The organism is Pseudomonas asuensis, from assembly GCF_014646755.1.
Classification (GTDB): Bacteria; Pseudomonadota; Gammaproteobacteria; order Pseudomonadales; family Pseudomonadaceae; genus Chryseomonas; species Chryseomonas asuensis.
Window position 1 is genome coordinate 41,440 of sequence record NZ_BMNW01000003.1, and the last position, 12,534, is coordinate 53,973.

General features: G+C 56.1%; 13 protein-coding genes and 1 pseudogene. 3 read left to right on the forward strand and 11 right to left on the reverse strand.

Features of this window, described 5'->3' with window-relative positions; all coding sequences use genetic code 11:
- Positions 1 to 189: 189 nt before the first annotated feature.
- Positions 190 to 1,137 (forward strand): annotated as a pseudogene (locus IEX86_RS25620) (HAMP domain-containing protein); the annotation flags it as partial.
- Between the two features lie 126 nt (positions 1,138 to 1,263).
- Entirely contained in the window at positions 1,264 to 1,992 is a 729-nt protein-coding gene (locus IEX86_RS25625) for a methyl-accepting chemotaxis protein (protein ID WP_373290413.1), read from the forward strand.
- Between the two features lie 57 nt (positions 1,993 to 2,049).
- Here the strand turns inward: IEX86_RS25625 and IEX86_RS06835 are convergent, their stop codons facing one another.
- The gene (locus IEX86_RS06835; RefSeq protein WP_188865389.1) at positions 2,050 to 2,649 is read right to left on the reverse strand and encodes an NUDIX domain-containing protein; all 600 of its coding nucleotides are present in this window, start codon (positions 2,647 to 2,649) and stop codon (positions 2,050 to 2,052) included.
- A gap of 232 nt (positions 2,650 to 2,881) precedes the next feature.
- Between IEX86_RS06835 and IEX86_RS06840 the strand changes: the two genes are divergently transcribed.
- Entirely contained in the window at positions 2,882 to 3,691 is an 810-nt protein-coding gene (locus tag IEX86_RS06840) for a DsbA family protein (RefSeq protein ID WP_188865390.1), read from the forward strand.
- 71 nt (positions 3,692 to 3,762) lie between these two features.
- Here IEX86_RS06840 and ureC read toward each other — a convergent pair whose 3' ends face one another.
- The 10 genes from ureC to urtB form a co-directional block, all read right to left on the reverse strand.
- On the reverse strand, positions 3,763 to 5,463 hold the full coding sequence (ureC, locus tag IEX86_RS06845; protein ID WP_188865391.1) for an urease subunit alpha: 1,701 nt from the start codon (positions 5,461 to 5,463) through the stop codon (positions 3,763 to 3,765).
- Between the two features lie 191 nt (positions 5,464 to 5,654).
- Positions 5,655 to 5,960: an urease subunit beta gene (locus tag IEX86_RS06850; RefSeq protein ID WP_188865392.1), complete on the reverse strand. Its 306-nt coding sequence runs from the start codon at positions 5,958 to 5,960 to the stop codon at positions 5,655 to 5,657.
- The gene (locus tag IEX86_RS06855; RefSeq protein ID WP_188865393.1) at positions 5,957 to 6,493 is read right to left on the reverse strand and encodes a GNAT family N-acetyltransferase; all 537 of its coding nucleotides are present in this window, start codon (positions 6,491 to 6,493) and stop codon (positions 5,957 to 5,959) included. The genes IEX86_RS06850 and IEX86_RS06855 overlap by 4 nt, the downstream gene beginning before the upstream one ends.
- Positions 6,486 to 6,998, reverse strand: a complete 513-nt coding sequence (locus IEX86_RS06860) for a GNAT family N-acetyltransferase (protein ID WP_188865394.1) — start codon at positions 6,996 to 6,998, stop codon at positions 6,486 to 6,488. Before IEX86_RS06860 ends, IEX86_RS06855 begins: the two co-directional genes overlap by 8 nt.
- Positions 6,999 to 7,005: 7 nt before the next feature.
- A complete protein-coding gene (locus tag IEX86_RS06865) occupies positions 7,006 to 7,308 on the reverse strand; it encodes an urease subunit gamma (RefSeq protein ID WP_010795439.1) in 303 nt (100 codons plus the stop codon).
- The gene (locus IEX86_RS06870; protein WP_188865395.1) at positions 7,308 to 8,147 is read right to left on the reverse strand and encodes an urease accessory protein UreD; all 840 of its coding nucleotides are present in this window, start codon (positions 8,145 to 8,147) and stop codon (positions 7,308 to 7,310) included. Before IEX86_RS06870 ends, IEX86_RS06865 begins: the two co-directional genes overlap by 1 nt.
- Positions 8,148 to 8,238: 91 nt before the next feature.
- Positions 8,239 to 8,937: an urea ABC transporter ATP-binding subunit UrtE gene (gene urtE, locus IEX86_RS06875; RefSeq protein WP_188865396.1), complete on the reverse strand. Its 699-nt coding sequence runs from the start codon at positions 8,935 to 8,937 to the stop codon at positions 8,239 to 8,241.
- Positions 8,938 to 9,030: 93 nt separating this feature from the next.
- The gene (gene urtD / locus IEX86_RS06880) at positions 9,031 to 9,864 is read right to left on the reverse strand and encodes an urea ABC transporter ATP-binding protein UrtD (RefSeq protein WP_188865397.1); all 834 of its coding nucleotides are present in this window, start codon (positions 9,862 to 9,864) and stop codon (positions 9,031 to 9,033) included.
- Positions 9,861 to 10,940 (reverse strand): urea ABC transporter permease subunit UrtC, encoded by a 1,080-nt coding sequence (gene urtC / locus IEX86_RS06885; protein ID WP_188865398.1) that lies wholly within the window; start codon positions 10,938 to 10,940, stop codon positions 9,861 to 9,863. The genes urtD and urtC overlap by 4 nt, the downstream gene beginning before the upstream one ends.
- Positions 10,937 to 12,511, reverse strand: a complete 1,575-nt coding sequence (urtB, locus tag IEX86_RS06890) for an urea ABC transporter permease subunit UrtB (RefSeq protein ID WP_188865399.1) — start codon at positions 12,509 to 12,511, stop codon at positions 10,937 to 10,939. The genes urtC and urtB overlap by 4 nt, the downstream gene beginning before the upstream one ends.
- Positions 12,512 to 12,534 lie beyond the last annotated feature (23 nt).

Genomic DNA, 12,534 nt, shown 5'->3' on the forward strand with positions numbered 1-12,534 from the left:
CTCTTTGCAGCATCTCTTCTAGTCGCGGAATTCGAGGCACGTTACGTTATGCGTCTTTGGCGAAACAGTATCCAGTGGCAGCTTATCCTGAGCATGGGCGCCGCCTTGGTCATTAGCAGTTTGGTTGTAATCGGTATCTATGCCTATGCCTTGAATCGGTTAACCGATCGTTATCTGCTTCAAGAGGCCATGCCAGCCAGTGTCAAAGCGATTCGAAATGATCTTGAACGGGTACTAACCGTCCCGCTGACCACGGCCAGTAATATGGCCAACAATACATTGATTGCCGACTGGTTGAGTGCTGGCGAAGCTGTCGAGCAACAGCCTCAGTTCGTACATTATTTATCGAATCTTCAACAGCATTACAACGCGCTTGTGTCCTTTATCATCTCCAAGGATTCCGGCCATTATTTTACGAACAAAGGTCTGGATATCACCCTCAAACCTGGCGAAGCGAACAGTAAGTGGTTTTATGACTTTCTGGCGAGCGGACAACAGCGTTTGATCGTGATCGACATTGATAACAATACCCATATGCCCACCTTGTTTATTGATGAGCGTATCGAGCGCGACGGCCGCTTGTTGGGTGTAGTAGGGCTGGGCTTCAGCCTGACAGCATTGTCAGACATGATTCGTGACTTCCGTTTTGGCCAGCAGGGCCAGGTGTATTTAGTCAGTCCAGACGGCAAGGTGAAGGTTCATCCCCAGGCCGAACTCAATGACAAGAAGATGCTTGAGCAGTTAGTAGGAACCGGGCCCGCCCAGCAACTGATTGCCAAGGCAAAAGGCGCTGACAGTCAGGCTGTGATGTTTGAGCGGGATGGCCAGGAATACGTAGCGGTAGCTGAGCCAGTCGAGTCGCTTGGATGGACGCTGGTCAGCGAGGTGCCGCTTTCGGAGGTTTATGGTCCTGCCCAAAAGGCTTTGTTTGTCATTTCAAGTATTAGTCTGGCCGTTGTTCTGGCGTTTCTGGGACTGGTTGTCTGGATGGCGCGCAGTATTGTTCGACCGATTCGTCAGGTAACAACCGCGCTGATCGATATTGGTAGCGGTGATGGCGACCTAACGCGCCGGCTTGATGAAAGCCGTGCGAATGAACTAGGTGATCTGGCGCGTGGCTTTAACCGATTTGTTGAAAGTTTGCGCGAGCTGATCGGTAACGCCCTGCATACCAGCGAGCAGCTTCGGCAGAATGTGGTCCAGGTTGCCCAGGTAGTGGATAGCACATCGACGCGAGCTACCCAGCAGCAGCATATGACCGATATGGTGGCTACCGCTGTGCATGAAATGGGACTGACCGTGCAAGAGATCGCACGCAATGCTGGCGCTGCAGCTGAGGTCTCTAGCAGCACTCAGGAAGAGGCGGTATCCGCCAAGCAGGTGGTTGGACAATTTATCCGGTATGTCCAAGGGATGTCGGCTGATATTGAGGAGGCGGCAAGCGCTGTAGGTGCCCTGGCTCAACAGGTCGATACCATTGATGAGGTTTTGCTGGTAATTCGTAGTATTTCCGACCAGACGAATCTGCTAGCGCTCAATGCAGCCATTGAGGCAGCACGTGCAGGTGAAATGGGGCGTGGATTTGCCGTGGTAGCGGATGAGGTTCGTACCCTGGCTGGCCGTACCCAAAGCGCGACCTCTGAAATTCAACGCATGATTGGTGAACTCAAGGGACGTGCTGATGAGGCCGTTGCCTCCATACGTGCCGGGCAATCGGCTACTGAAACGGGCGTAGAGGCCAGCAGACAAACAGGCCGATCATTAGATGCCATTGCTGCGCATGTCGAAGAGCTTACGGATCGAAACCATCAGGTGGCGACTGCTACTGAAGAGCAAAGCTCAGTAACGGAAGAGATCAATCGGAACGTTCAGGGTATCGCTGACCTTGCTCAAACAACGGTCAAGGATGTGAATGCCTGCCGTGCGGATTGCCAGGAGCTGTCTCTTATGGCCGATCATTTGGCCACGCAAATGGCACGGTTCCGCCTGTAAGGAATCGCCTTCGGGCGAGTGGGCCTGGTGGCCTGCTCGCCCGAAAAGTGGCTGATATTACGCTACAGGTTTGTCGAATACGTATAGCGCTGCGTGATAGAGCAGGGTAATGGTCTTCATGTCTTTGATCTGCCCTTGCCTGATCAACCCTAACGCTTCATCGAAAGGCATTTCCAGTACCTCGATGTCCTCACCTTCTCCCTCCAGGCCGCCACCGTCTTCCTTGCGGTTACTTGGCTCGTATTCAGCCGTGAAAAAAGAGAGCTTTTCCGTCACGGAGCCGGGGGTTGAATAGGCTTCAAACAGTGGCGTGACATTCTGGATGTCATAGCCGGTCTCTTCACGGATCTCTTCCTTAATACGTTTCTCAGGAGACGCTTTATCAAGCTTGCCGGCTGGTGTTTCGAGCAACATGCCGTCTGCTACGCCATTAACAAAGGCAGGAAAGCGAAATTGTCGCGTGAGTACAACGGTACGATGTGCCCTGTTGTAAAGAAGGACGGTGGTGCTATCGCCCGCGTCATACGTTTCCCGTGTCAGCTGCTGCCACTGGCCATCACGGCGGCGGTAGTCAAATGTGTTCCTCTTGAGTACAGAGAAGTCTTCGGAAAGCACTTCGCTCTTCACAACTCGAATAAAGTCAGCCTTGTCGGTCATTTGCGTTTACCTTGATAAAGATATTCGGACTCTTCTCCAGAGAAAACGTCAGCTGAAGTCGACCAAGTGCAACGCCTTGCAGTGTTAAGGCTGACAGGGTGTCTAGTACTTCAAGTTTTTACCCCTGCGGTTCAGTGTGTTTTTGTAACGGCCCCTGCATGCGGTACGATCATGAGCTTTCCGCCCGCCGGCGGAGTGCTATTTCCCTATCGTTCAAGCTAAGGAACCACAGATGCAGAATTTCAAAGGTCGAACGCTGCGTGCCAAATCAGCTCTTGCAGCGTTGGTTCTGGCCTGCACTCCTTTTGCTCACGCCGATGACTCGGTTGGCGGTTTCAATGCCAGCCAGCAGGATGCGATCGGCAAAATCGCAGCGGACTATCTGATCAATCACCCAGAAATTTTGGTTCAGGTCAGTCAGGCATTGCAGCAAAAGCAGCAGGAAGAACAGATCAGCCAGCTGACTGTGGGCGCCATAGCCTCTGCCGATGCCTTGCTCAACGATGCCAAGACGCCTGCAGTCGGCCCAAAGGACGCCAAGGTAGCCATCGTCGAGTTCTTTGATTACCAGTGCATCTACTGCTACCACATGTCCGAGACGGTTGAGACGCTAATCAAGGCAAACCCTAATGTTCGCTTTGTCTTCAAAGAGTTTCCGGTCTTCGGCGCGCGTTGGCCAGCCTCTATCCTGGCGGCAGAAGCTGGTCAGTATGTATATGCCAAGAAGGGCGGCGATGCTTACCTGAAGTACCACAACGGCCTGTTTGCAACCGGCAAGAACGAGGGCAAGCTGACCGAGCAGGATGTGGAAAAAGCATTGAAGCTGGTTGATCTCAAGCTGGCCGATGTCAAGGCCGATGCCAAGACGCTGGAGTCTCAGATTCAGGCCAATATGGACCTGGGCAGCAAGATGCAGATCCAGGGCACGCCTACGTTCGTGGTCATGCCGACCAAGGGCGCAACTGCAGACAACGTAACCGTTGTCCCTGGTGCGACCGATGCGGATAACCTGCAGAAAGCCATCGACGCTGCCAGCAAGTAATTCCGTTTCTCTAAGGCAGCGTTACCACTCGGAAGCGGTAATGCTGCCTTGGGCCTTCTGCTAGATCCTAATCAAAACAGAAAATACCGCTGCGCCATTGGCAGGACTTCTGCCGGTTCGCACCACAACAACTGCCCGTCTGCTTTCACCTGATAGTTCTGTGGATCGACCTCGATGGTTGGCAGATAGCCGTTATGGATCAGGTCAGTCTTTTTTACCGTACGGCAGCCTTTCACGACACCGATCTGCTTCTTGAGCCCTAACTGGGCAGGTATACCGGCGTCAAAAGCAGCTTGGCTGATAAAGGTGAGGCTCGTGGCGTGACGCGCACCGGCGTAGCTTGCGAACATGGGACGATAGTGAACTGGTTGTGGCGTAGGGATAGACGCGTTGGCATCGCCCATGAGGCTCGCTGCAATGGCACCGCCTTTTAGGATCAATGAGGGTTTCACGCCAAAGAAGGCCGGGCGCCACAAAACCAGATCTGCCCATTTACCCACTTCAATAGAGCCCACTTCATGGCTGACTCCGTGGGTAATGGCCGGGTTGATGGTGTATTTAGCGATATAGCGCTTTGCGCGGAAGTTGTCATGGCCGGGACCGTCCTCGGGCAAAGGGCCGCGTTGCTTCTTCATTTTGTCTGCTGTCTGCCAGGTGCGAGTGATGACTTCGCCCACGCGGCCCATGGCCTGACTGTCAGAGCTGATCATTGAAAATGCGCCCAGGTCATGGAGGATATCCTCGGCAGCAATGGTCTCGCGGCGGATACGGCTCTCGGCGAAGGCTACGTCTTCAGCGATGCTTGGGTCGAGATGATGGCAGACCATGAGCATGTCCAGGTGCTCATCAATGGTGTTCTTGGTAAACGGCCGGGTTGGATTGGTGGAACTGGGCAGCACATTGGGGAAACCGCAGGCTTTGATGATATCCGGCGCGTGTCCACCCCCTGCACCTTCAGTGTGATAGGTGTGAATGGTGCGGTCTTTGAACGCGCCAAGGGTCGTCTCGACGAAGCCAGACTCATTTAGCGTATCGGTATGGATTGCAACCTGGATATCGTACTGGTCAGCCACTGCAAGGCAGTTGTCGATAGCTGCCGGTGTCGTGCCCCAGTCCTCATGCAACTTAAGGCCAATAGCGCCAGCCTTGATCTGCTCTATTAGCGGTTCGGCAACACTTACGTTGCCTTTGCCGGTAAAGCCGATATTCATGGGAAAGGCATCTGCGGCCTGGAGCATGCGCGCCATATGCCAGGGGCCGGGTGTTACGGTAGTCGCATTGGTTCCAGTGGCAGGACCTGTGCCTCCGCCGATCATGGTAGTCACGCCACTCATGAGGGCCTCTTCGATCTGCTGCGGACAGATGAAGTGAATATGGCTATCGATACCGCCTGCTGTGAGGATCATGCCTTCCCCGGCGATGACCTCTGTCGCGCCACCAATAGCAATCGTTACTCCAGGCTGGATGTCCGGGTTGCCTGCCTTGCCAATCGCTGCAATACGGCCATTCTTGAGGCCGACGTCCGCCTTCACGATTCCCCAGTGGTCAAGAATCAGCGCATTGGTGATCACCGTATCGACCACGTCGGCTGCGCAGCGCTGACTCTGGCCCATGCCGTCGCGGATGACCTTGCCACCACCAAACTTAACCTCTTCTCCATACACGGTGTGATCTTCTTCGACCTCGATCCACAGGTCCGTGTCGGCCAGACGTACCTTGTCGCCCGTAGTGGGGCCAAACATGTCGGCATAGGCTTGGCGTGAAATCTTCATATCACTCGTCCTGATCCTGATGGGGGAGGGTGGCGCTCTGCCGGGCCCGTCCTGTATTTCGTGTTCGGTTGGTAATGGGTATCGCTGCATTCACACAATGCGGCTCGATCATCCTCTGGAGATGCACCTGTGTCCGATGGGGAGATGGAGCGAAGCGATAACCGTGATGTTCATTGCATTGGAACGGCGCGTTACAACTGCCCCATGACGCGGCCGGCAAAGCCATACACGATGCGGTCGCCTGCCAGTTCCACCAGCTCCACATCACGCGACTGGCCCGGCTCAAAACGCACAGCTGTGCCAGCGGGAATGTTCAGGCGCATGCCTCGCGCCTGTGCTCGATCAAAGGCAAGAGCATCGTTGGTTTCGTAAAAGTGATAGTGGGACCCAACCTGAATGGGGCGATCCCCTGTGTTGGCTACTGTCAGGCTTAGGGTCCGGCGGCCGACATTGAGTTCGATATCGCCATCTTTGATCTGGTATTCGCCAGGGATCATGAGAGGTTCCTGAGCTGTTTGTAATAAAGGGCGGTCGGGTGGTAGCTCCCATCCGGGTTGGCAGCATAATCCGGGATTTCCCCAACACGCTGGTAACCCAGATATTGATAAAGGTATTCGGCATCGGAGCCCGCGAGGGTGTCGAGGTGCAACAGCGTGCGTCCTGATGTTCGCGCGGCGTTTTCGAGCGTGATCATCAATCGGTGCGCAATGCCGTGTCGTCGCGCGCCACGTAATACCATCAATTTCTGTACCTCTGCACGCCTGAGGCCGTTGCGTTTGGTGGCAGGTGCCAACTGCACACTGCCTGCTACGGTTCGGTCAGCCAGCAGTGCGACCCATAGATGCAAGTTGCCCTCGCTTATGCCTTGCTCAATACCTTCCAGGTAAGCATCTACCTCGGCGTTACTCAGATCAGCCAGAAAACCGATCGAGGCACCGCCCGCTACGCTGTCACGCAGCAGCGCGCCTAGTCCTTCCCTGTATTGAGGAAAATGCTCGGCCTTGAGATGCTCGATCTTGATGTCAACCATGGCTGGACTCCAGCTTCAGTTGCATGAAAGTCAGGTCCAGCCAACGATCGAACTTGCGGCCCACTTCTGGCATCTGGCCTGTCGTCACAAATCCAAGCCGCTCATGCAAGCGGATCGAGACGGTATTACCGCTTTCAATCGCAGCCACCATCATGTGCAGGTTGGCTTTACGGGCGTACTCGATCAGCGCTTCCATAAGCTGTGGGCCGATACCCTGGCCACGCTGATCGTTGCGTACGTACACCGAATGCTCGACGGTATGGCGAAAGCCTTCAATAGTGCGCCAAGTGCCATAGCTGGCATAGCCGATTACTTCGCCGTTGGTGTCGTGGGCAACCAATACGGGAAACCCTTGGGCAGTACGGTCTGCCAGCCAGGTACGGCGGTTGGCCAGATCCACCAGGGTTTCGTTCCAGATGGCCGTAGTGTTTTCCACTGCGTCGTTATAAATGGCCAGAATGCCTGGCAGATCGGATTCTTGAGCAGGAGCGATAGAGCACGTCATAACGGCCTCAGGCAATCGGTTGATGTACGGTCACAAGTTTTGTCCCGTCAGGAAATGTGGCTTCCACCTGGATGTCCGGGATCATTTCCGGCACGCCCTCCATGACCTGCTCACGGGTGAGCAGCGTGGTGCCATAGTGCATCAGCTCGGCTACCGTCTGGCCATCCCGTGCGCCTTCGAGCAGGGCCGCCGAAATAAACGCCATGGCTTCGGGGTAATTGAGCTTCAGGCCTCTCGCCAGACGCCGCTCGGCCACAAGGCCAGCAGTAAAAATCAAGAGCTTGTCTTTTTCGCGGGGGGTCAGGTCCATCAGGTGCTCCAGATACGGGGAGGGACAGCGCCGCGCCCCAGTAGAGCAGGGCGTAGCAAGGTCCAGAGTTCAATCAGCCAGGCGCGGGCCGCAAGCGCCTCATGGGCAAGTACACGGGCCACGAGTAGGCCAGGAAGTTGAGTGAGATCACCACGGCCCTGACACGGCAGGGCGCGGCAGGCCTGTAGCAGGGATTCGTCGATATCACCGGTTACGATCAGCGTGGCGAATACAGGATGTCCAGCAAGGCCGATAGCCGAATCAAGCAGGCGGTCCCCACCTGCAATGCGCTGGCGCTCATGCCACAGAGGCTGGCCATCGCGGTCGATATCCAGATGGGACTGGAAGTGCCCCGAGGTAAACCGTTCCTGGCTGGCGGGGCGACCCAGGGCAATCATGTCCCAATAAAAGAGGCGGGCATCGCCTTCAAGGTTGATGCGGGTGGCCAGTTCAGCTTGCGCCCCCGAAAAGACAATGGTCTCCTGAGGGAGCCATTCCAGCGTAGCGCCGGGCTCAATGGTCAGCGCAAGGTGTTGATGTGCCGGGCCTGTCGCACGGTACCATTTGGCAGCGCCCGGGCTGGTCAGCTGTGCCCAGGCCTGTTCACTTACATGGACATCGATATCCAGTCGATCCCCGCCGGCAATGCCTCCGGGCGGATGGACAATGATGTGTTGGCACACCTCAGGCCCTTCAGCATGCAAATGCTTTTGCACCCGCAGCGGACCCGCGTGACGCCGAGTGATCGGCCGCGTCCAGTCTCCCTGGCGCGCATAGGCCAACTCTAGCTCGGCCAGCCAGGCAGGCGTAAACAGGGTAGGCGTAATCGGTGCGTTCATCGGTTCTTATCTGTCTTGGTTTACCGGCAGCATCATTGTGCTGACCTGACGGGATCATGGCATGCCGCCCCGGTGCTCTGGCAAGCGGTTTTCAAATAGCAACCAGACCGCGTACACCTTCGGCTTCCATGTGGGTACCCAGGCCACGCTGGATAATCTCCCCACGTGACATTACAAGGTATTGATCAGCCAGCTCGGCAGCAAAATCATAGAATTGCTCCACCAGTAAAATGGCCATATCGCCTCTGGCCGCCAGCCGCTTGATGACCGTACCGATCTCCTTGATAACGGACGGCTGAATCCCTTCGGTGGGCTCATCAAGAATCAGCAGGCGAGGCTGACTGGCCAGGGCGCGGCCGATGGCGAGCTGTTGTTGCTGGCCACCAGAGAGGTCTCCGCCCCGGCGATGTTTCATCTGCTTGAGTACAGGAAACAGCTCATAGATAAATTCGGGGACCTCTTTAGCTTGTCCGGCCGGAAAGCGAGACAGACCCATTAGCAGATTTTCCTCTACGGTAAGCCTGGGGAAAATCTCACGACCCTGCGGTACATAGGCAACACCGGCATGAATCCGCTGGTGTGGCTTGAGTGAAGTAATCACATTGCCTTCCCAGGCCACGCTTCCCTGTTTTGAGGGGATAAGGCCCATCAGGCACTTGAGCAGCGTGGTTTTGCCAACGCCATTGCGGCCAAGCAAACATGTTACCTCGCCAACCCTGGCCTCGAATGACAGGCCGCGCAGGATATGACTGCCACCGTAATACTGATGAAGTTCGTTAACCTGAAGCATCATTGTTCCTTACAGACGCGTAAGCGGAGGCGGCTCTCACGCCGCAAAGCCAAGTATTGGGATCGCTAGAGTCAATCCGGGTAGCGGCTCGACTCATCGGCCTAGATACACTTCGATGACCTGTTCATTAGCCTGTACCTCGGCTAGAGATCCCTCTGCCAGTACATGCCCTTGATGCAGTACAGTGACATGGTCAGCAATGGTGTCGACAAAACCCATGTCATGTTCCACGACCATGAGTGAATGCTTACGTGCCAAGGACTTGAACAGCTCGGCTGTAAACTCGGTTTCAGCGTCCGTCATGCCGGCAACCGGCTCATCTAACAGCAGCAGTTGGGGCTCCTGGGTTAGCAGCATGCCGATTTCCAGGAACTGTTTTTGTCCGTGGGAAAGAAGCCCGGCAGGCCGGTGGCGTGATTCGCTCAGGCGGATCGTAGCCAGAATTTCTTCGAGTCGATCTCTTTGCTCTCCAGAGAGCTTTGCTCGCAGGCTTGCCCAGACAGACTTATCGGCCTTCTGCGCCAGTTCCAGGTTTTCGTACACGGTGAGCGCTTCGAATACCGTAGGTTTCTGAAACTTCCGCCCAATACCTGCCTGGGCAATCTGCACCTCGCTCATCTGGGTCAGGTCAAAGGTTTCGCCGAAGTAGGCTTTGCCTGTGCCAGGGCGCGTCTTGCCAGTAATCACGTCCATCAAGGTCGTCTTGCCAGCACCGTTGGGACCGATAATGCAGCGCAGCTCACCGACGCCGATGTAAAGCGTCAGGTCATTCAACGCCTTGAATCCATCAAAGCTGACACTGATGTCCTCCAGCGTAAGAATCGTGCCGTGACGTGTGTCGAGACCGCCTGTGACGCGGTGGCCAAGACCGCTCGACTCGCTGCCTAGTGACGCATCAATCACTTCAGGTACAACAGCGGCTTTCATAGGTCTTTATCCTTACGGATCAGTCCGATCACGCCTTTGGGGAGGTAAAGGGTCACGACGATGAACAGCAGGCCCAGAAAGAACTGCCAGTACTCAGGGAAGGCCACGGTAAACCAGCTTTTGGCGCCATTCACGATTCCCGCGCCAATGATTGGCCCGATCAACGTGCCGCGGCCACCCAAAGCCACCCAAATGGCCGCTTCAATAGAGTTAGTCGGTGCCATCTCGCTCGGGTTGATGATGCCGACCTGGGGCACGTATAACGCGCCGGCCAACCCACAAAGCACCGCGGACAGTGTCCAGACAAATAATTTAAAGCCGCGTGGATCATAGCCGCAAAACATCACGCGGTTTTCCGCATCGCGGATGGCCGTGAGGATGCGGCCGAACTTGCTGCGTGCCAGCTGCCAACCCAGGAGCAGGCTACCTACGAGCAGGGCTACGGTCAGCAGGAACAGTACGGCGCGCATTCCGGGTGAGGCGACTGGAAAGCCTAGCAGGGTAGTAAAGCCGGTAAATCCGTTATTGCCTCCAAAACCGGTCTCGTTGCGAAAGAACAACAGCATGCCGGCAAAGGTTAGCGCCTGCGTCATGATCGAGAAGTACACGCCTTTGATGCGTGAGCGGAAGGCAAAAAAGCCGAATACAAAGGCAAGGACGCCCGGCGCAAGCACAACCAGGCACAGCGCCCACAAGAAGTGCTGCGTACCCGCCCAGAACCAGGGGACTTCCGTCCAGGACAAAAACGACATGAAGGCCGGTATGCCTTCTCCGGCAGACTGGCGTACCAGGTACATGCCCATCGCATAACCACCCAGGGCAAAGAACAGGCCGTGGCCGAGCGACAGCAACCCGGCGTACCCCCAGACCAGATCAAGGGCAAGGGCCACGATGGCATAACAGAGAATCTTGCCCACCAGGGTCAGGGTATAGGCCGACACCTGTAGTGGGTTATCAGCCGGTAATAAGGAGAGCAGTGGCAGCGTGAGCAGGCCAGCCAGGGCCAATCCGCCAAGACCTGCGGTCCAGCGTGGCCCTGCTTTTTGAGCAAGTGTAATGGTCAGGGGCTGGTTCAATCGATCACCCTCCCTTTAAGAGCGAAGAGACCTTGGGGTCGCTTCTGGATAAACAGGATGATCAGCGCAAGGATTAGAATCTTTCCCAGCACGGCGCCAATCTGCGGTTCTAGAATCTTGTTGGCAATGCCCAGGCCGAACGCCGCCATAACACTGCCAGCCAATTGACCGACGCCCCCGAGCACCACGACCAGGAAGGAATCAATGATGTAGCCTTGACCCAGGTCCGGACCGACATTGCCAATCTGCGACAGCGCCACGCCCCCCAGGCCGGCAATGCCCGAACCCAGGCCAAACGCCAGCATGTCAATGCGCCCGGTCGGTACGCCACAGCAAGCCGCCATGTTGCGATTCTGTGTCACGGCACGAATGTTCAGCCCCAGCCGGGTCATGTTAAGCAGGCTCCAGGTCAGGGCCAGAACCGCAATTACAAAACCAATGATGATGAGCCGGTTGTAGGGCAGCAGCAGGTTTGGCAATACCTGAATACCGCCTGAGAGCCATGCCGGATTCGCCACTTCTACGTTCTGCGCACCAAACACGACGCGCACCAGCTGGATCAGCATCAGGCTGATGCCCCATGTAGCCAGCAGGGTTTCCAGTGGGCGACCGTAAAGGTGGCGGATCACAGTACGCTCTAGCGCCATACCGATAGCCGCAGTGACCAGAAACGCTACGGGCAGCGCGAGCAAAGGGTAATAGGCTAGCCAGTCAGGAGCCAGCCGCTGGAACAGCAACTGAACTACGTAGGTAGAGTAAGCGCCAAGCATCAGCATCTCGCCATGCGCCATATTGATAACGCCCAAGAGGCCATAGGTGATGGCCAGGCCTAGTGCTGCAAGCAGCAGAATCGAGCCCAGCGAAAGCCCGGTAAATGCCTGGCCTAACAGATCGCCTATCAGAAGACGACGCTCTACCTGTTTCAAGCTGGTAGCGGCTGCTTTGCGTACAGCAGCGTCGGCCTCATTGGCAGGGCTGGTTAACTCTTGCAGGCGTGTGCGTGCCTGAGGCTCACCGGTGTCTCCCAGCAGGCGTACCGCCGCCAGGCGAACGGCAGGGTCTGGATCAATTAGCTGTAAGTTTGCCAACGCAAGGCTTAAGGCCTGTTTAACGTCCTCGTCGGCCTCGATATGCAGGCGCTGCTCCAGCAAGGGACGTTGTTCAGGCTTGGCTTCCTGGCGCAGCGCCTGTGCCGCTTGTAATCGTTCGGAGGCACTGTCTGATAGCAACTGGTGACTTGCCAGGGCATTGCTGATCAACACCCTGAGCCGGTTGTTCAGGCGGAAGCCTTTCGGCGTACCGACAGGTGTTGCGGTTGAGTAATCTTCTGCTGCACGTAGCGTATCGCCCTCCCTGTAAAACACGTGCTTTTCATCATCGATCACCACATTGTTATTCTGCAGTGCCTGCAAAAGGGGTAAACGGTCAGGGCTGGGCTCAGCTGACCAGGTCTGTAGCAGTTTGATCTGCTCCGCATTGCTGGCAGCCGCGAAGTCGGTAGCCGGTCCGGCGGTTGCCAACCCAGCGGTGCTCAGCAGCAGGGCAGTCAGTAAAAAAGAAACCAGGCGCATGTTTTTTCTCGTGTGTGCAGGGG